Genomic DNA, 19,782 nt, shown 5'->3' with positions numbered 1-19,782 from the left:
CTGGCTATTTTTTAACGAAGGGGTTTTCGCCTTCCTGTTTAAGGCGTGGCTTTTTACTGTTGGAAAGATCCAGAGCCTCTGGCTGGGCAGAGCTGGCAGCTACAGCGCGCCCCTTCGCCCAGTCACGGGTATCCTGAATCATTTCGGCCATAGTCAAAGAGAGTGGAGAGGTGGCCTTAATGGCCTTGAGGATATCGTCCTTGTTTAACTGGTGGCCTTCGTCAAAAGCCAGAAACATGGCTTCCTTGACGGCTTCTTCCAGTTCAGCCCCGGTAAAGCCTTTGCTGGCACTAGCCAGTTCATCCAGTTCCGCAGAAGAGAAATCATCCAGACGATTTCGGCGTTTCAGGTGAATCGAGATAATATCTTTCCGATCTTGCTGCACTGGCAGATCCACAAAGAAGATTTCATCGACACGGCCTTTACGCAGTAACTCAGGTGGTAATTGCGCGATATGGTTGGCAGTTGCCACTACAAACACCGGCTGTTCCTTTTCCTGCATCCAGGTCAGAAAGGTGCCCAACACCCGGGATGTTGTACCACCGTCGGTGGCGCCAGAGCTTTGCATACCCGACAGGCCTTTTTCGATTTCATCGACCCACAGAATGCTGGGTGCCAGCGCTTCAGCCGTTTGCAGCGCCGAACGTATGTTCGCCTCCGACTGCCCGACAATGCCACCGTAGATTTTACCCATATCCAAACGCAACAAAGGTAATTGCCAGGCATTGGCCACCGCTTTGGCAGCCAGGCTTTTACCCGTGCCCGGCAAACCGAGCAGCAGCACGCCTCGGGGAGTTTCCAGACCAAAATCTCGGGCGTCTTTGGTAAACGACTGGCGACGGCGATTCAGCCAGGATTTGAGGTTATCGAGGCCGCCAATATCGTCGAGGGTGGCTTTCGGATGAAAGTATTCAAGATGTCCGCTTTTGCGAATCACCTGTTCCTTTTCTTTGACGATAAAGGGAATTTCAGATTCGGTCAGACGCTTGAACTGACAAGCAGCCTTTGAGAAAGCCAGTTGTGCCTCACTGGTGGAAAGACCGAGTGCAGACTCGATCAGAGCGGATGATTCCTGATAGTCCCTATCGTCCAGACCATAACGATCGCACGCCTGCCGCATCAGGGTTTTGAGGTCATCGGTATCCGGTAATGGCATTTCCATCACCTGCACCTCTTTCTCCAATTCTGGAGGCAGTAAAAGAGCTGGCTGGGAGAGTACAACCGTGACGTTATTGATCTCGCGGCTGGCAACGGCGATCGCAAATGCACGCAAGCGGCTGATTAATGTATGTTCATTCAGAAAATGATGGAAATCCTCCAGAAGCAGGATGAATTCAGGATTTTCATCATCGGCATAGAAATCCACTAACCACTCAAGAACTTCTTGCGGCTGGCCACCCTCATCCCTAGCCTCCCAGGCATCGTCCTCAATGTCGTATCGCCTTAATCCTTGGGGCATATTCCAGACGTAAAGGTCTCTGCTCTGGTCCTCAGCGGCTTGAGTACAACAAGCGCGAATCCGCAGGGTTTCGTGACTGATGATTTGAACGATAGGCGCAGAGGCTCGAATATTGAGTTTGAGTTGTTCGAGAAACTTCACGACGGCACTTCCTTGATGACAACGCGTGGAACACTAGCTTGAATATCCGTAAATGAAGTTTAAAAAACAAGCGTCGTTGAAAATCTTTATTACGTTTGGCTCTATCAAAATGTACGTGATTCTGGAGTGGCCCCAAATAAAAACAGGCCGGGCAGTTGCCTGCCGGGCCTGGGGATTGGCGTCCTGCCGATCAGTCGCGGATCAGCTGTGCCGCGCAACCTGAGGCTGCGGTAGCCCTGAGGTTGGCGGTCGGTTTGATCTGCCTGAACAGGCCGGTGGTGACGACACCGGCTGTTTCCGCAACAGGCGTCCGGCCAATCAGTTGCGGATCAGGTAATCGAAGGCGCTCAGTGCGGCGGTGGCGCCGGTGCCCATCGAGATAATGATCTGTTTGTACGGTGTGGTGCTGACGTCACCGGCAGCGAACACACCGGCCATGCTGGTCTGGCCTTTGGCGTCGATCACAATCTCGCCACGGTTGGTCAGTTCCAGTGTGTCTTTCAGGAACTCGCTGTTTGGTACCAGACCAATCTGCACGAAGATACCGGCCAGTTCGAGCTGGTGGATTTCGTTAGTCGTGCGGTCCTTGTACTTGAGGCCAGTCACCTTGCTGCCATCACCGACTACTTCGGTGGTTTGCGCTTCCTTGATGATACGCACGTTAGGCAGCGACTCGGCTTTTTTCACCAGTACCGCGTCGGCACGCAGGGTGTCGGAGAATTCCAGCACGGTGACGTGTTCAACGATGCCGGCCAGGTCGATGGCGGCTTCGATACCGGAGTTACCACCACCAATCACCGCAACCGGTTTGCCTTTGAACAGCGGGCCGTCGCAGTGTGGGCAGAAGGCCACACCCTTGGTTTTGTACTGGGCTTCGCCCGGTACGTTCATTTCTCTCCAGCGTGCGCCGGTGGCCAGAATCAGGGATTTGGCTTTCAGCACACCACCGTTGGCCAGTTCCACTTCTTTAAGGCCGTTAACCTCACGAACCGCTACCGCTTTCTGGGTGTTCATGATGTCGACGTTGTACTGTTTAACGTGTTCTTCCAGTGCCATCGCCAGTTTAGGGCCTTCAGTTTCCTTCACGGAGATGAAGTTCTCGATGCCCAGGGTATCGAGCACCTGACCACCAAAGCGGTCGGCGACCACACCGGTACGGATGCCTTTACGGGCGGCGTAGATCGCGGCGGCCGAGCCAGCCGGGCCACCACCGACGACCAGTACGTCGTAGGTTTCTTTGGCGGACAGTTCGGCGGCCTTGCGGGCGTCGGCGTCGTCATCCACCTTGTTGACGATTTCTTCGAGGGTCATTCGGCCGTTACCAAACGGCTGACCATTCAGCATCAGGGTAGGAACCGCCATGATGCCGATTTCTTCCACTTCTTTCGGGAACACACCACCGTCGATCATGGTGGCCTTGATGTTCGGGTTCAGCACCGCCATCAGGTTGATGGCCTGTACCACGTCCGGGCAGTTGTGGCACGACAGCGATACGTAGACCTCGAAATTCATCGGTTTGGTCAGGCTTTTTACCTGCGCCAGCAGTTCAGGAGCGGCTTTGCTCGGGTGGCCACCGGCTTGTAGCAGGGCCAATACCAGCGAGGTGAACTCGTGGCCCATCGGCACACCGGCAAAGGTCACACGACCTTCTTCACCTTCCGCACCCACAACCATACGCGGTACACGGCCGCTGTCGTTGGTTTTGATTTTCAGGGAAATCTTGCCGGACATATCGGAGATTTCACGCGCCAGTTCTTCCAGCTCTTTGGACTTTGAACTGTCGTTAACAGACACCACCAACTCAATCGGACGTACGATGTTTTGCAGGTAGGTGTTCAGCTGTTGCTTGAGGCTTGCTTCTAACATGGTGAACATCCATTGATGAATGGTTGATGGAATCGGTCTTGAATTCGGGGTCAGACAGCGTTCGGTGAAACACTGTCTGAACTGGTCTGGCCACCGAAGCACCGCTGGCACAGATCAGATTGTTTGCCGCTCACGCCATAAAGAGTGAGCGACACCGGCATAGTGAGAGATAAAGAATCTGTCAGCTCGCCGTCGGCACCGGCACAGGCTGAGAGATGGAGTGATCCCTCAGCCAGCCGTTATCACTGACACAGGCTATGGGATGAGCTGCAAGGCACGGACTGAATGAGAGCCCGAGACATACCGTTCTGGTAGGCGACGGGCCGAATGAAGGCCGTAACACCGCAGCTCGCCCATAGACGAAGTCAGATCAGATTTTGCCAACCAGATCCAGAGACGGAGCCAGAGTCGCTTCACCTTCTTTCCACTTGGCTGGGCATACTTCACCCGGGTGAGACGCCACGTACTGGGCGGCTTTCACTTTGCGCATCAGGTCGTCAGCGTCACGGCCGATACCTTCGGCAGTGATTTCTACGGCCTGGATGATGCCTTGTGGGTCGATCAGGAAGGTGGCGCGGTCAGCCAGACCAACACCTGGACGCATGACGCCGAAGTTGTTGGTGATGGTGCCGGTCTGGTCGCCCAGCATGTAGTAGTTGATCTTGCCGATGGTTTCGGAGCTGTCGTGCCAGGCTTTGTGGCAGAAGTGGGTGTCGGTGGACACGGAGTACACTTCTACGCCCAGTTTCTGCAGTTCAGCGTATTTGTCAGCCAGGTCGCCCAGTTCGGTTGGGCATACGAAGGTGAAGTCCGCTGGGTAGAAGAAGAATACAGCCCACTTGCCTTTAACGTCGGCTTCGGTCACTTCTACGAATTGACCGCTTTTGAATGCTGTCGCTTTGAATGGTTTGATTTCAGTGTTGATCATGGTGTTTCTCCAGTGTGTGTTCGGTGTCTTGCGATGTGAATCTTGTCTACGGGGTTTATATTCGTCGCAAATCGCCTATAGGTTAAATTGATGTTTTCAAACTAAGCGATTGGAAAACTATATTGAACGCAGCGGGGTGGATTCTTGGCAGGGATCAACAGATTGGCTGATAAGTGAGCAGTTGTGGAAAACGTAGCGTTTCTGTTGGCAGACAAAAGCCGTCCGAAAACGGCTTGAATAATGCTTAATAAAAGTAGGGTTATTACTGGCGGCGGAAGGAACCGGGCCGTGAATACGGTTGGAGATCCGGTATTCATCGGCCCTGATGGAATGGGACGCGGCGACCGGTTACAGGCCGTTTGGGGATGGCATCTGTGAACGCATGACACGTTCCGGCAAGTTGTCGATGTGCAGCATGCGGGTCGGGAAGGCGATATCGGCATCCTGTTCATGGATGATTTCCATAATCCTCAGCAGCACATCCTGTTTCACCTGGTGGTATTCCACCCAGTTGGTGGTTTTGGTGAAGGTGTACACAAAGAAATCGAGGCTGGACGCACCGAAGGCATTAAAGTTCACAATCAGGGTTTGCTCCTGATCGATGTCCGCATGGTTCTGCAGCATGGTACGCACGGCGTCGATAACGGCGTTCATCTTGCGGGCATCCTGATAACGGATACCGATGGTTTCGTAGATACGACGGTTGAGCATCCGCGACGGGTTTTCCACTGAAATGCTGGTGAAAATCGAGTTCGGCACATACAGCGGACGTTTGTCGAAGGTGCGGATACGGGTGACGCGGAAACCGATGCTTTCAACCGTGCCTTCAATATTGCGATCCGGTGAGCGAACCCAGTCACCGACCTTGAACGGCTGGTCCATGTAGATCACCAGCGAACCGAAGAAGTTGGCCAGCAAGTCCTTGGCGGCCAGACCCACCACCAGACCACCAACCCCACCAAACGCCAGCAGACCGGAAATGGTGATGCCCAGCATCTGGAACACCGGCATCACAATCAGGATGCAGACCACTATCTTGGCGATTTTGCCCACCATCTGCACGGTGGTCGGGTCGCTGCCTTTGTTGATGTGATGTTCCTCGACCCGCGAAATCAGACGCCAGATGGCCCAGGCGACCAGAATGATCAATGACAACTGACGGGCGACAGGAATGCTGGTGACCAGCTCGGAATCAAAGTTGCGGGCGGTGATATCGGCAATCCAGGTGGCACCAATAGCAATGATGATCCAGTTACCGGGTGTACCCAGTGATTCCACAACCACATCGTCCCAGTGGCTTTTGGTGCGAGAGGTCAGACGTATCAGACTGTGGCGGAAAAAACGCCAGACAAAACCGGCCAGCAGGGTGATGGCGAGAGCAATGCTGACTTCCCAGAACCAGTCGTAGTTCTGACTGACCAGATCGGTCCACCAGGCAGGTACGTCAAAAGTGTGTTCGTTCATTCATCTTCCCGTTGTTACTGTTCAGGCGCGCGCAGTATGCCGCCCATGTCCGGAGCTGGCCACCCTGCGGAAATCATGGTTTGCAGTGTTTCGCAGAGTAGGCGGTTGGGGCAGCAGTGTGGCTGTGCCAGACTGCAGGCATATGTCAGGCAGTGGTTGTTGGGGGGAGTTCATCATGAAGGGCAGTTGTTTGTGCGGGCAGGTTCGTTACGAGGCGGATGCGCTGGCGTCACCGATTCAGCAGTGTTCCTGTCACTCGTGCCGCAAGGCGCATGCGGCGGCGTTTAATACCGGTGCCGCGGTGCGGCTGGCCGATTTTCGCTGGCTGGCGGGGGAGGAGTTGCTGAGCCGCTATGAGTCGTCACCGGGACGGGTGCGGATGTTCTGCAGTTGTTGTGGTTCGCAGCTGATCAAAACCATTGATGGTCGTGACACTCTGGTGCTGCGGGTCGCTACGCTGGATGAAGACCCGGGCCAGACTCCGCAGCAGCATATCTGGGTATCACATCAGGTGCCCTGGTTGCAGGCGGCAGCGGATATTCCGGTATGGGATGAGTGGCCGCCGAAATAAGCGGGGCCGGTTGCGGATCAGCCGGTTTAACAGAAGCAGTTCAAGGATGAGCTGGATGCTCTGGCGGGAGAATAACCCCGAAGGCTGAGCCTTCGGGGCGCAGGTATCAGGCGGCGCCGATGTCCTGGATCTTTTTGACCATGGCGCGGATGCCGTTGCCACGGGTTGGGCTCAGGTGTTTGATGAGGTCGATGGCGGCGAAGTAGCCATCAATATCAAACGCGGTGATGTCGGCCGGAGTTTTGCCGTTATAGGCCGCCAGCACCACACCCAGCAGACCACGCACGATATGGGCGTCGGAATCGGCTTCAATCACTACCTTGCCATCCACCACTTCGTGGTCGATCCACACCTGGCTCTGGCAACCGCGCAGCAGGTACTGTTCGGTCTTTTTGGCATCCGGCATGGCTGGCAGCTGTTTGCCGAGGTCGATGATGTACTTGTAACGCTCTTCCCAGTCGTCGAAGAAACCGAGGCTGTCGAGAATGTCGTCGGTGCTGATGTCAGTACCAAACGGATTGGCGATCAGGGTCATGCGGGTTCCCTCGCTTACAGGCTTTCAACAAAGGCACGGATACGACGTGCCGCTTCAATACATTCTTCCACTTCGGCGACCAGCGCCAGACGCACGCGGCCTTCACCCGGGTTGATGCCATCCACGGTGCGGCTGATGTAGGAGCCAGGCAGCACGGTGACGTTCTGACGGGCAAACAGCTGCTGGGCAAACAGGTCGTCGGCAATCGGGGTTTTTGGCCACAGGTAGAAGCTGGCGTCGGTCTGTTCGATGTCCATCACCGGCTGCAGGATTTCCAGCACAGCCTTGAACTTCTGGCTGTAGTAATGACGGTTTTCCTCGACGTGGGCTTCGTCATTCCAGGCGGCGATGCTGGCCAGTTGCACCGGAATCGACATGGCGCAGCCGTGGTAGGTGCGGTACAGCAGGAACGGTTTCAGCAGGCGGGCATCACCGGCCACAAAACCGGAACGCAGACCTGGCAGGTTGGAACGCTTGGACAGCGAGTGGAACACCACGCAGTTGTGGTAGTCATCACGGCCCAGTTCGGCACAGGCTTGCAACAGGCCCGCTGGTGCTTCCTTGCCGTCCACATACAGCTCGGAATAACACTCGTCGCTGGCGATGATGAAGTCGTAACGATCCGACAGCTCGATCAGCTTCTTGAATTCGTCCGTGCTCAGAGTGGCACCGGTCGGGTTGCCCGGAGAGCACACAAACAGCAGCTGGCAGTCTTTCCAGACCTGTTCCGGAATGGCGTCGTAATCCGGCTTGAAGCCGCTGTCGGCCAGACATGGCAGGAAGTACGGGGTGGCACCGGACAGGTACGCCGCCCCTTCGTAGATCTGGTAGAACGGGTTCGGGCTCAGCAGCAGTGGGTTAGGCTGGCTGCGGTCAATGGCGGCCTGGGCGAAGGCAAAAATGGCTTCACGGGTACCGTTGCACGGAATCACTTCGGTGGCCGGATCAATGCGGTTGAGCTTGAAACGACGGGTCAGCCAGTTACCGATGGCGTTGCTCAGCTCCGGCATACCCTTGGTGGTTGGATACACTTCGAGCGCACGGATATTGTCGATCAGCGCCTTTTGCACAAACTCCGGAGACGGATGTTTGGGCTCACCAATCGAGAGAGAAATGTGCTCCAGCGCCGGGTTCGGGCTGACAGCGGCCTTCAGTTTGGCCAGTTTCTCGAATGGGTAGGGCTGGAGTTTGCTCAGATCCGGGTTCATGCATCACCAAAAGAGTAAGGGCGGCGGGCGCGGCACCGTCGGGAAATTGGAATAGCCGGCGATTATAACCGCATTACGGCGGTGGGCGCATTCCGGATGCGGGCGGTTTGTGCCCAGAGGTTTGTGTTCGGAGGTTTACGTCTGTTGGCTTGATTGAGATAGATGGTTTGCGAGAGATGGTTCAGGGGGAAGTCGGTATAAACAGGTAGCAGGGAATTTTTGTGTCGTGAATGATATTGCTAGTAATTATCGTTAGCTGGTATCGTCGGGCCAGAATTTCATCAGGGCAGACCACTGCCCGTCTGGACTCAAGGAGAACGTCATGATCAAACAATCCCTGCTGGTTCTGCTGACCGCATTGGCTTCTACCCAGGCACTGGCCTCCGCCAAGTGTGAAGAGCACCCGGAAGCCGAGCGTCTGCACCCGCTGGAAATGCAGAAAAAGATCGTTAACGAATACGGTTTTGCCATCAAGAAATTCCAGAACTCTGGCAACTGCTACGAAATTTACGGCTGGGGTCTGAACGACGACAAGAGCAAATACGTGCAGATCGAGGTGTACTTCGACACCAAGACTGGCGCTATCGTCAAAAAAGAGATCGAAGACTGATTGATCGCGGGTAAGCAGCGATGATCTGGGATCGTTTTATCCGCCTGTTCCACTGGAGCACGGCACTGCTGTTTCTGGCCAATTTCTGGGTACTGGAAGCCGGTGATGATGCCCACGAATGGGTGGGTTACGTACTGGCGGCGCTGTTGCTGGCGCGTATCGTCTGGGGGTTTATTGGCCCTCAAAACGCCCGTTTTGCCGACTTCTGGCCACACAAGGCTGCTCTGCGCGATAACCTCCAGCGCTTTGCCGAGTATCAGCAGGCGCACCGCAATAACAGCCATCACAGCCCACTGGCGGGTCTGATGGTGCTGTTCCTGTTGTTCGGTCTGGTACTGACTTCGGTCAGTGGCTGGATGCAGGAACTGGATGCCTTCTGGGGCGAAGACTGGGTGCAGAATCTGCACGCCTGGTCGGCCAATACGGTAATGGCCGCTGTGGTGATCCACGTGCTGGCGGTGCTGCTGATCCAGCTGCGTTACCGGGTGCCACTGGTGCGCGATATGCTGATCGCCCGCAAGCGGGCATCGGACTCCGCGCCGTAAACACTTGGGTTGTACCAATCGTACTCTCACAACAGGTCGGCTTTTGCCGGCCTGTTGTTTTGGGGCGCTCAACAGCGGCCGATGTTTTTCCCGGATGTTCTGTCCGGATGTCAGCCGGGGTGCTATTTCCCGATGCCGATACTCACACGCCTGTTTGCCGCAGTCCTGACCGTTCATAACCTCTGTTGAACAGTCGTTGGCAAAAATGTCCTGAATTTACCCAGCCCGCTGCTTCCAGCCACTGGATACCGGATTTTGGCTGGCACAAATTGATACACTGAACGACTGTATGTCAGTTTTTTAATGGAATTTGTTGTAAAAGTTATTAATTAGCTCTCTTGATTGTGTTGTAACTTCACTGTTGCAAATAACAACAATAAGCGTGCTCACCAACCGAGTGAGTATGCGAGGAGCAAACCCCATGTTTCAAATGCGCAAACCCACCCTGCTGTCATTGGCCGTTGCAGCATCCCTGTTGACTGCCTGTGGTTCTGATGACGACAAATCCTCCAAGGTTGAAATTCCACAACTGTCGGCGGCGTCCGGTGTTGCCTATACCGGAACCTGTGAGTCGCTGGCTGGCTCACTGAGTTTTGATAACACCACCATCACCTCGGTAGAAACCGTCGCGGCTGGCACCCTGACCGTTGGTGGTAACCCGGTGGCGGAACACTGCCGCGTGGTCGGCAGCATGTACAGCCGCGTCAGCGACGTGGATGGCAAAAGTTACGCCGTTGGTTTCGAAATGCGTCTGCCGAAGGACTGGAATGGCCGTTATTACTATCAGGCCAACGGTGGTCTGGATGGCAGCCTCGTCACCGCACAAGGTGCGTTGGGTGGCGGCCCGCTGAACGGTGCGCTGCTGATGGGCTTCGCCGTTATCAGTTCTGACGCTGGCCACAGCCCTGGCCTGCCGACCTTTGGTTATGATCCTCAAGCCCGTCTGGACTACGGTTATCAGGCCGTTGCCAAACTGACACCGATGGCCAAGTCGATCATCGAACAGGTGTATGGCAAGGCGCCGGATCGCAGCTACTTTGGTGGTTGCTCCAACGGTGGTCGTCACACCATGGTGGCGGCGACCCGTTATGCTGATCAGTACGATGGTTTCCTGGTAGGGGCGCCGGGTTACCGTCTGCCGAAAGCCGCGGTTGCCAACATTGCCGGTGCCAAGCTGTACGCCACTGTACCGGGCACCAGCACCAGTGATCTGAGCACTGCTTTCACCCAGACTGAACGCGCCATGGTTACTGCTGCCATCGTTGAGAAATGTGATGCTCTGGATGGTGCCGAAGACGGTATGGTGCAGGATTACCGCAGCTGTCAGACCGCCTTCAGCCTGCAAACCGATGTTCCAACCTGTGAAGCCGATCGTGACGGCAGCTGCCTGACCCAGGCTCAGAAAGATGTGATCGCCCAGATTTACGCTGGCCCAACCACCTCCGATGGCACCACTATTTATTCATCTTTCCCGTATGACCACGGTCTGGATGGCACTGGTAATGCCAGCTGGGAATACAGTGCGCCGCTGACCCGTGACTCTGGTGCGGTGGCCATGATTTTCAACGCACCACCGGTGGATCTGCAGGATTTCAGCATCGCCAACTTCGATGGTTCGGCGTTTGTGTTTGATTCCGACATAGACGAGCTGACTGAGCGCACCGAACAAACCTCGGGCATTTACACCGAGTCGGCCATGTCCTTTATGGCACCTCCGTCTCCGGAAAACATGACCACCATGAAAAACCGTGGTGGCAAGATCATGGTGTACCACGGCGTGTCGGATCAGATCTTCTCGATCAACGATACCGAAGCCTGGTTCAAGGCGCTGGAGCAAACCACCGGTGATACCGATGAGTTCGCCCGTTTTTATGCCGTTCCGGGCATGGGGCACTGCTCGGGTGGTCCGGCTACCGACCAGTTCGACATGTTGACCTCACTGGTGAACTGGGTTGAGCAGGGCGAACAGCCAGAAGCCATTGTGGCAACGGCGCGTGGTGTGGGTAACGCCGGTGGTGAAAACACCGAGCTGCCGGAAGACTGGGCAGAAGACCGCAGCCGTCCGCTGTGCCCGTACCCAAGTGTGGCAACCTACAAGGGTACTGGTGACATCGAACTGGCCAGCAGCTTCGAGTGTAAAGAGTAAGTCAGACCAGACACTTGCCTGCGGCAGCACGGGGCTGCCTCAGGTAATGCTGGCTTGCGGGAACAGTGGCGGGGCTCAGCCCGCCGCTGATTCTCCTGCGAGATTCGTCGGTGTTGGTTGGGCCGCCCGCCGCCGTTGTTGTAACCATTCATGGCCACTGACCAGCAGAATTCCCGCCAATACCAGTAACGATCCGGCGATAAAACCCGGCTCCACTTCTTCATTCAGCCAGACCGCGCCCAGAATCACCCCGAATACCGGGGTCAGGAACGACAACACGCCAATGCGTGATGCCGGGTAATTACGAATCAGCCAGAACCACAGCGTCATCCCCAGCATGGTGATCACCAGAGTTTGCCAACCCAGACTCAGCAGCAGGGTTGTGCTGAGGTTGATGGGCCATTCCAGCGCCGGAGACATCACAATACCCATCAGCACCACCGTTACCCCAAGCTGGAACAGCAGGGTTTGTAACGCCGGAGCATTGGCCAGGCCGCTGCTGCGAATCAGCACGGTGGTCGCGCCCCAGGCAATGCCAGCACCCAGGCACAACATGTCGCCATAAATACTGTTGTGGCCGCTGCTGCCTTTATCGACAAAGGCCAACAGGATGCCAGCAAACGCCAGACCTGCACCGACCCATTGCCAGCCTGACAGGCGTTCGGATGGCACCAGAAAATGCAGGCCGAGGGCGGCAAAAATCGGCGAGGTGTACATAAACACCACGGCATGGCCGGTACTGGTGTAATTCAGGCCTTCACCAAGGGCGATGTATTCCAGACAGAACAGCACCCCGGCCATACAACCGGGCAGCCACAACCCCGGCCGGAACTGGCGATACTGGCCGCTGAGCCAGACAAACGTCCCGAACAGGGTCATGGCAATCAACGAGCGGATACCTACCTGCAACGCCGGTAGCAGATCAGCGGCGGCACCTTTCATGGCCAGTTGCTGACTGCTGAAAATAAAACAGACCAGTACCATCAGGCCGATGGCGGTCTTGTCGAGGGGGCGACGCAGGGACATAACTCTTGCTCCACGAAAACGCAGCGCACACATGGTTGTGTGGCATGGCAGAGAATTATGGATTTGTCTGATCTGCAGGATATATTGAGAAACCGACAACTTATCTTGCGCGACTGACAGCTGAAAACGGTGTCGAAAATGCCAGAAAGCCGCAAAGCCTCCGCCACTCAGACGTTCGCCTCAACCGGGCGTGAATTACCGGAGTCGATCTATTTCCGGGTCGCCAGCCCCGGTGTTGATTCCTTCTACTCCAGCCATCGCCATGACTGGGGCGAGCTGGTGCAGGCCTACAACGGCTCGATGCAGGTGCGGATTGCCGGTCATGATTTTCTGGCTCCGGTGGGCTACGCGGTATGGATTCCGCCCAATACCGATCACACCGGCCTCGGCCGCCATCAGGCCAGCCACAGTTCGGTGTATATCCATCCGCAGGTCGTACCGGGGTTGCCGTCCAAAGGGGCGCTGCTGTTGTTAACGCCGCTGCTGCGTTCGATGCTGGAACACCTGCGCATTACACCGCCCAAAGCGCCCTACAGCCCGGAAGAAAAACGCTTTTTGCAGGTGCTGGTGGATCAGCTCGGGCATTTGCCGGTGGCGGGTAGTTATTTACCCGGCAGTGATGATCCGTTGTTACAACCGCTGTTGCAGCACTTGCAGCAACACCCGGACGACAATCGTTCGCTGGCAGAATGGGCGGCGCAACTGCATTGCAACGAGCGCACCCTGACCCGTCATTGCCAGCAAAAACTGGGCATGACGCTGGTGGAATGGAAACAGCGTTTGCGGGTATTACGGGCGCTGGAGCGGCTGGACAGGGGCGACAAGGTGGAGTCGATTGCGCTGGAGCTGGGTTACAGCAGCGCTTCGGCCTTTATTGTGATGTTCCGCAGTCGTATGGGCGTCACGCCGGATGAATACCGGCGTGGCACTGTCTGAGGCATGTAACGATGTATGTAACGATGTATGTAACGATGTATGTAACGATGTATGTAACCAGCTGACCAGGCGAGCCTACCAGGCCAGCACCTGCTGGTCGTAACTGCGGAAATAACAGCCGCCGCGACCGGCCTGTTTTTCCATTACCTGAATCAGGCCATTCACACTGTCGGCGATTTCCACTGGCGCCTGCTCCCCACCCATATCGGTTTTGACCCAGCCCGGATGTAACGCCAGCAGACTGGCTTTGGGCGCATCAGCGGAGTGACTCCAGCTGCGAATCAGGCTGTTTAATGCGGCCTTGCTGGCCCCGTACAGCGGCATATCACGCGCCAGCGCCAGCTCGACACTGGCCATCTGTGAACTCATAAACGCAATCACCCCGGAGGACAGTACCCGGTCTTGCAGTGCTCGCGCCAGCCGCATAGGCGCAATGGCGTTGGTCATAAACAGGTCGGCGACTTCGGTGCTACTGGTGGTCAGAACATCCTGCGCCGCCGGGCCATACTGACCGGCGTTTAACACCAGCATATCCAGCTGTTCATCACCAAGATCGGCCAACACCTTGTGGATACAGTCATCGGCGGTCATATCCGCTTCAATCAGGCTCAGCTGGGTGTGGAAACGATCGTGCAGCTGTAGCAGGGTGGCATTGGGTGAACGAATCAGAGCGCGTACCCTCGCGCCTTTTATTAACCAGGTCTCGACCAGACCCAGCCCGATGCCTCGCGAGGCACCGGCAATCAGAATATTGGGAGTGTGCATATCAGGTCCTCTACAGGGTAACGGCCGGGCTTTGTGGAATACATTCAGTTCATGATTCTGAATATGTTAACCAGGTTGCCCGGTATATCGGACGGGGGTTATCACAACGGACTGTTCAGGCTACCGCTGCGATTACCACGTTTCCAGTGTAGGCCTGCGCCCACCGCGTGGCCTGGTCAGGCGCTTGCAAGTCCGAGTTTTTTATAAAGAGTCGTACGCGAACAACCGAGCTGGCGCGCAGTGCGGCTGATATTGCCCTGATTCGCCGCCAGCGTGGCTTCAATCAGCTGGCGGGTCGCCTGTTCGAGCGTGGGTTCGCAAGGTGTTTGCTGGCGGTTGTCCTGAACACCTGTCAGATTCGATTCAGCCGCCGGGGACAGAGGCGCAATGTTTTGCAGCTGCGGCAAATGCACCAGCTCGACAGGATTGCCAGCCCCGGCCAATGCCGTGGCCAGCTTCAGGGTCTGTTCCAGCTGGCGGATATTGCCGGGCCAGTCTTGTTGAAGCAGTCGCTGGCGCGCGTCCGCCGTCAGCTCACAGCCGGAGTCAGCCATCAGGCGTAACAACAGCTCATCGAAGTCCTGACGCTGGCGCAAGGCTGGCAAGGTGATGGTGAAACCATTAAGGCGGTAATACAGGTCTTCCCGGAACTGCTGCTGGTTTACCGCTTGTGCCAGTGGTCGCAGGCTGGCGCTGACCAGACGGATATCCAGCGGGCGACTGATATCCGAGCCCAGGCGGCGAATAGAACGTTCCTGCAGTACCCGTAACAGCCGGGTCTGGAAGGCCAGTGGCATGTCGCCGATTTCATCCAGCAGCAAGGTGCCACCATGGGCTGCTTCCAGGCGTCCTGCTGCTCCCCCTTTACGGCCTCCGGTGAAGGCGCCATCGGCATACCCGAACAGTTCCGCTTCCAGCAGGCTCTCCGGAATGGCGGCGCAGTTAATGGCCACAAACGGTGCGTGAGCATTCCAGTGCTGGTGCAGGGCACGGGCAAACACTTCCTTGCCGGTGCCGGTTTCACCCTGCAGCAGAATCGGCACACCGGCGGCAAACGCCCGACAGCCCAGCTCAAACTGCTGGTTCAGGTGTGGGTCGTTGCCCAATGGATGAGGGTTTTGGCGTTCCACGGCCAGAGGTTTTTCTGACAAAGCCTGCGCAGCGGATAAAGCCGCTGATCGTGCAGCAATCCGTGCTTCTCCAGGCTTGCTGGTACGGGCCGAGCGGATATACAACGCCGAACCATCCGGCAAACGCGCCAGCAGCGGCGCAGACGCCGGTTGTAACTCCAGCAAGCGCTGGCAATCACGGCTGTCGAACAGTTCACTCAGACGTTGCTGTTGGTAATCATCGGGCAGAGCCAGCAACTGGCGGGCAGGTGAGTTGGCGGCCTGCAACCGTCCATGGTCATCCAGCGCCAGCAAGGCGGGCACTGGTTCAGTGGCTTCGTGGTCATGCTGGTGGGTATGCACACTCAGCAGCTGGCAGCCGTTCAGGCGGGCAAACAGCTCGGCCTGAATCTGCAAGGCTGCCTGTTCAAGTAAGGCCAGCGTGCGCACAGGCTGGCGTTTGCCAATGCCGGTCAGGTCGAGTACGCCGAGCAGTTCGCCATCGGGAGCAAACAGCGGCACCGAGGTGCAGAAAAAATCATCGAATTCAGACAGATAATGCTGGCTGCCGGTTAATACCAGCGGTTGTTGGTCGGCGAGGGTACACATGGGCGCGGTGGTGCCGATGTCCTGTTCCTGAATACGCAGACCCGGCTGCAGGGCGCTGAGAGGATCATGGGGGCCAGAGCTGCGCGAACACAGAATGATGCCGTGACGGTTAACACAAAACAGGCTCCAGCCGACACCACCCAACAGCGGCCACAGGCGTTCCAGATGTGGGCGAGTAATACTGGCCAGCTGCTGTTCGGCCTCGGCGAGGGGATACAAACCGCGCTGGCTGGCCAGACGGCTTTGCCACGGGCGTAAACCACTGTGACGACTGCGTTGCCACGAACGCAGCACGTTGTCTGGCAACAGCCCCGAGGGTAATGCGCCACCCTCGGCAAACTGCTCGCGCGCCTGTCGTAAACGCTGCTGATAACTGGCGGTAGCGGCATTACGTGACTCAACCAGCGCTGACCACATCTTGTTTACCCTCTGTCAGAAACCGGGCCGAAATAGGCAAGGGCGTCATTATGACGTTGAGGGTCTGATGCCGTGCAAGGTCAATCTGTTCCAGAGAGGGTGGTTGGAAGGGGGCTAAACAGACTGTTTCAGTAGCCTGATCATCGAATGCTGAATGTGCCCCAAGTCACTGGCTGTACTATCTACGCGGCTTGTTAATTGGCACCGCTGTATGCCCTCTTGGGGGACCTTGTCCCCCGGCCGGGCGGGCCTCCCCCTGCTTTTGCCCGACTGGGCTCGTGTCTCCGGTTTTCACCGACAACGGCAGTTCGACCCCGGCCCGATGGCACATCCCTGTGCCAACGGGCCTTGCGGGGCATCCATGCCCCGGCCGGGTCGGCCGTTGCGGTGAACACCGGCTCGCCCAGATGGGCATTGAGCAGCCAGCTGAGCTGGGCAACTTCGGCTATCTATTTCGGCTATCTGGGGATGAGGTTATCGCAGCGAGAAGGAATAAAACGCAGGACTGCCCTGATGCCGATTCACTGATCGGCATCAGGGTGATTCGGGCGGATTGCCGCAGGACAAACAAAAGGTGCCCACCGTCGGCCAGTTCCTGACGGTGGGCGGGTTAACCAGCCGCGGGATCAGACGCAGCCGGTTAAACACCGAGGACGAACTGGCGGGATTACATACCGATGCGAATCACAGGTTTCAGGGTGATACCTTTTTCGCTGTCGGCAGCGGCCTGGTTGATGTCCTTGAAATCGTACAGCTTCACCAGCTTGTCGAACGGGAAGCGGCCTTGCAGGTAGAGGGTGACCAGCTGCGGAATAAACTTCTGCGGTACGCTGTCACCTTCCACAATGCCCTGGATCTTCTTGCCACCCAGCAGCAGGTCGTTGATGTCGAACTCGGCGGTGGTTCCCAGTGGTGGCGCGCCTACCACACCCACTGTGCCGAGGTTGCCAAGGGAATCGATGGCGTTGCGCAACACATGGCGGTTGCCGGTGGACTCCAGTGCGAAGTTGGCACCACCTCCGGTGATTGCCTTGAGCTGGGCAATGACGTCGGCATCACGACCATTGACGGTGTGAGTCGCCCCCAGTTCTTTCGCCAGCGCCAGACGCGATTCCACCAGATCCACGGCGACAATGGTGCTGCAACCGGCGACGCGGGCCGCGAGTACCGCCGACAGGCCGACCGCTCCGGCACCAAAGGCCACAAAGCTGCTGCCGGGAGTGGCTTTCAGCGAATTGATCACGGCACCGGCACCGGTCTGGATGCCACAACCGAGTGGCCCCAGCAGTTCCAGTGGTGCTTCTTTCGGCACCCGGATGGCGTTGTTTTCCTGGCTGATGGCGTAGGTCGCAAACGATGACTGGGCGAAGAAGTGGTCGTTCAGCGGCTGGTTGTCCTTGTCCATCAGAGCGTGATGGCCGTGGGCATCGGCACCACTGAAGTTACGTGGATAAAACTCGGCACAGTAGGAAGCGTGGCCGCTGTCGCACGACACACAGTGGCCGCAGTAACCGTAAGTGAGCACCACATGGTCACCCACCTTGAGGTTCTGCACCTGTGGACCCACCGCTTCCACCACACCGGCACCTTCGTGGCCCAACACCGCAGGCAGCGGCACCGGGTAATATTGATCACGGACAATCATGTCGGTGTGGCACATGCCGGTGGCGACAATACGCACCAGCACTTCGGCTCCGTGAGGCTCACGAATACGGGCTTTTTCCAGCACAAACGGTGCACCCTTGCTGCGGGTGACGGCGGCGGTAATGTCGCGATACTGAACTGCACTCATAACATTTCTCCTGATTCGGGTTGCGGTTGGCTCACAGCGGGTAACGCGGGGCTTCGCCCTTGATGGTCAGCCACTGCCACTGGGTAAATTCCTCCCAGTTGGCCGGGCCACCGATGCTGGTGCCATTGCCGGAAGCGCCAACACCACCAAAGGGGTTGATCACTTCGTCGTTGACGGTCTGATCGTTGATATGCAGAAGGCCGGTGCGCAGCTGTTCTCCCAGCGCCATGGCGCGGCCAACGTTGCTCGACACAATGGCGGCCGACAGCCCGTATTCGGTGTTGTTGGCCAGTTCGATGGCTTCGGCGTCGGTATCAAACGGAATCACAATGGCCACCGGGCCAAAGATTTCTTCATGGAATGCCGGGTTGTCCGGGGTGACATCGGCCAGCACGGTGGGCAGGCAGAACAGGCGATCACAGCTGCCACCGGCCAACAAACGGGCACCGGCTTCACGAGCGGCCGTAATCACCTGCACCACATGGTCACGCTGTTTGCTGTCGATCAGCGGCCCCAGTGCCACATCGCTGGTAGCGGGATCACCCACCGGCAGGGATTTGGCTTTTTCAGCCAGACGGCTCAGGAAGGTTTCGTATAACGACCGTTGCACCAGAATACGGCCAGTGGACATACAGATTTGCCCCTGGTGTAACCAGCTACCCCATGCGGCGTTGGCCAGCGCCAGTTCGAGATCGGCATCGTCGAGAATAATCAGGGAGTTTTTGCCGCCGAGTTCCAGCGATACCTTCTTGAGGTGACGGCCAGCGGCTTCACCCACCTTGCGACCGGCACCGGTGGAGCCGGTGAACTGGATCATGGCGATGTCGGGATCGGCGGTCAGGGCTGCACCGGCGGCACCATCACCCGGTAATACGTGCAGAACCCCGGCGGGCAAACCGGCCAGCTCGAACAGGCGGGCGATACTGAAACCACCACACACCGATGTCCGTGGGTCGGGCTTCAGCACCACAGCGTTGCCCAGTGCCAGCGCCGGTGCAACCGCACGCATGGCCAGATACAAAGGAAAGTTGAACGGCGAAATCACACCCACCACACCCAACGGTTTGCGGCGGGCCAGACTCAGGCGACCAGCGCCAGACGGCAATACTTCACCCATGCTGCGGGAAGGCAGAGCGGCACTTTCCTGCAGAGCCTTGATGGTGATGCCCACTTCGAAGCTGGCTTTCAGGCGGGTGGAACCACTTTCACGAATCAGCCAGTCGACGATTTCATCCTGGAACTGTTCGGCCAGTACGGCGGCCTTGCGTAGAACCGCGGCCCGCTCATCGTAGGACTGTGCTGCCCAGGCAGGCTGTTGGCTGCGCGCGGCGGCGGCCGAGCTGCGGATCTGTTCCGGGGCGGCCAACGCCAGTTCCCCGAGAGTGGCACCGGTGGCTGGAGCCTGAATGCGGGTTACCGATGCTCCGCTGGTTTGCCAATGGCCGGTAAATAATCGACGTTCCCAGATTTCGGGAGCCAGTAGCCGGATATTTTTGTTCATTGTGTAATCCTCGCTGAGGTCACCGCCGGGCGCCGCGTACGGTGACGATTGAGACATCTGCCTCTCAACGGGACTATCGCAAGTGCTGTGCCAGCCATCAAAACGCCGGTTTGGCAGGCTTGACGCGGCTTCTGGCGTTGCGACCTGTTCAGCA

General features: G+C 57.2%; 16 protein-coding genes. 5 read left to right on the top strand and 11 right to left on the bottom strand.

Annotated features, from left to right (window positions below; genetic code table 11):
- Positions 1-4: 4 nt before the first annotated feature.
- From OUO13_RS13450 to OUO13_RS13435, 4 genes are all read right to left on the bottom strand, one after another.
- On the bottom strand, positions 5-1,600 hold the full coding sequence (locus OUO13_RS13450; RefSeq protein WP_283174413.1) for an AAA family ATPase: 1,596 nt from the start codon (positions 1,598-1,600) through the stop codon (positions 5-7).
- A gap of 318 nt (positions 1,601-1,918) precedes the next feature.
- Positions 1,919-3,466 carry an alkyl hydroperoxide reductase subunit F gene (gene ahpF / locus OUO13_RS13445; protein ID WP_283174412.1) on the bottom strand — a complete coding sequence of 516 codons (1,548 nt, stop codon included), beginning with the start codon at positions 3,464-3,466 and terminating at the stop codon, positions 1,919-1,921.
- 370 nt (positions 3,467-3,836) lie between these two features.
- Positions 3,837-4,394 carry an alkyl hydroperoxide reductase subunit C gene (gene ahpC / locus OUO13_RS13440; protein WP_283174411.1) on the bottom strand — a complete coding sequence of 186 codons (558 nt, stop codon included), beginning with the start codon at positions 4,392-4,394 and terminating at the stop codon, positions 3,837-3,839.
- A 348-nt stretch (positions 4,395-4,742) separates the two neighbouring features.
- Positions 4,743-5,858, bottom strand: a complete 1,116-nt coding sequence (locus tag OUO13_RS13435; RefSeq protein WP_283174410.1) for a mechanosensitive ion channel family protein — start codon at positions 5,856-5,858, stop codon at positions 4,743-4,745.
- Positions 5,859-6,033: 175 nt separating this feature from the next.
- Here OUO13_RS13435 and OUO13_RS13430 point away from each other — a divergent pair, with 175 nt between their 5' ends.
- Positions 6,034-6,429: a GFA family protein gene (locus OUO13_RS13430; protein WP_283174409.1), complete on the top strand. Its 396-nt coding sequence runs from the start codon at positions 6,034-6,036 to the stop codon at positions 6,427-6,429.
- A 106-nt stretch (positions 6,430-6,535) separates the two neighbouring features.
- On the opposite strand, the gene OUO13_RS13425 is transcribed toward OUO13_RS13430, so the two are convergent.
- Positions 6,536-6,964, bottom strand: a complete 429-nt coding sequence (locus OUO13_RS13425; protein WP_283174408.1) for a SufE family protein — start codon at positions 6,962-6,964, stop codon at positions 6,536-6,538.
- Between the two features lie 14 nt (positions 6,965-6,978).
- On the bottom strand, positions 6,979-8,172 hold the full coding sequence (dapC, locus tag OUO13_RS13420; protein ID WP_283174407.1) for a succinyldiaminopimelate transaminase: 1,194 nt from the start codon (positions 8,170-8,172) through the stop codon (positions 6,979-6,981).
- A gap of 322 nt (positions 8,173-8,494) precedes the next feature.
- Between dapC and OUO13_RS13415 the strand changes: the two genes are divergently transcribed.
- From OUO13_RS13415 to OUO13_RS13405, 3 genes are all read left to right on the top strand, one after another.
- Positions 8,495-8,782: a PepSY domain-containing protein gene (locus OUO13_RS13415; protein WP_283174406.1), complete on the top strand. Its 288-nt coding sequence runs from the start codon at positions 8,495-8,497 to the stop codon at positions 8,780-8,782.
- Positions 8,783-8,802: 20 nt separating this feature from the next.
- Positions 8,803-9,327 (top strand): cytochrome b/b6 domain-containing protein, encoded by a 525-nt coding sequence (locus tag OUO13_RS13410; protein WP_283174405.1) that lies wholly within the window; start codon positions 8,803-8,805, stop codon positions 9,325-9,327.
- A 421-nt stretch (positions 9,328-9,748) separates the two neighbouring features.
- Positions 9,749-11,473 (top strand): tannase/feruloyl esterase family alpha/beta hydrolase, encoded by a 1,725-nt coding sequence (locus OUO13_RS13405; RefSeq protein WP_283174404.1) that lies wholly within the window; start codon positions 9,749-9,751, stop codon positions 11,471-11,473.
- Between the two features lie 75 nt (positions 11,474-11,548).
- Here OUO13_RS13405 and OUO13_RS13400 read toward each other — a convergent pair whose 3' ends face one another.
- Positions 11,549-12,499 carry a DMT family transporter gene (locus tag OUO13_RS13400; protein ID WP_283174403.1) on the bottom strand — a complete coding sequence of 317 codons (951 nt, stop codon included), beginning with the start codon at positions 12,497-12,499 and terminating at the stop codon, positions 11,549-11,551.
- Positions 12,500-12,637: 138 nt separating this feature from the next.
- Between OUO13_RS13400 and OUO13_RS13395 the strand changes: the two genes are divergently transcribed.
- Entirely contained in the window at positions 12,638-13,435 is a 798-nt protein-coding gene (locus tag OUO13_RS13395) for an AraC family transcriptional regulator (protein ID WP_283174402.1), read from the top strand.
- Positions 13,436-13,510: 75 nt separating this feature from the next.
- Here OUO13_RS13395 and OUO13_RS13390 read toward each other — a convergent pair whose 3' ends face one another.
- The 4 genes from OUO13_RS13390 to OUO13_RS13375 all read right to left on the bottom strand — a co-directional run bounded on the left by OUO13_RS13390 (position 13,511) and on the right by OUO13_RS13375 (position 19,628).
- On the bottom strand, positions 13,511-14,200 hold the full coding sequence (locus OUO13_RS13390) for an SDR family oxidoreductase (protein ID WP_283174401.1): 690 nt from the start codon (positions 14,198-14,200) through the stop codon (positions 13,511-13,513).
- Positions 14,201-14,376: 176 nt separating this feature from the next.
- Positions 14,377-16,335, bottom strand: coding sequence for a sigma-54-dependent Fis family transcriptional regulator (locus OUO13_RS13385; protein ID WP_283174400.1), 1,959 nt, complete (start codon positions 16,333-16,335; stop codon positions 14,377-14,379).
- Between the two features lie 667 nt (positions 16,336-17,002).
- The gene (locus OUO13_RS13380) at positions 17,003-18,127 is read right to left on the bottom strand and encodes an NAD(P)-dependent alcohol dehydrogenase (RefSeq protein WP_283174399.1); all 1,125 of its coding nucleotides are present in this window, start codon (positions 18,125-18,127) and stop codon (positions 17,003-17,005) included.
- A 31-nt stretch (positions 18,128-18,158) separates the two neighbouring features.
- Positions 18,159-19,628, bottom strand: coding sequence for a benzaldehyde dehydrogenase (locus OUO13_RS13375; protein WP_283174398.1), 1,470 nt, complete (start codon positions 19,626-19,628; stop codon positions 18,159-18,161).
- Positions 19,629-19,782 lie beyond the last annotated feature (154 nt).

It is taken from the genome of Parathalassolituus penaei, assembly GCF_026626885.1.
Classification (GTDB): Bacteria; Pseudomonadota; Gammaproteobacteria; order Pseudomonadales; family Oceanobacteraceae; genus Oceanobacter; species Oceanobacter penaei.
This window is presented reverse-complemented; position numbering and strand designations above follow the sequence as displayed.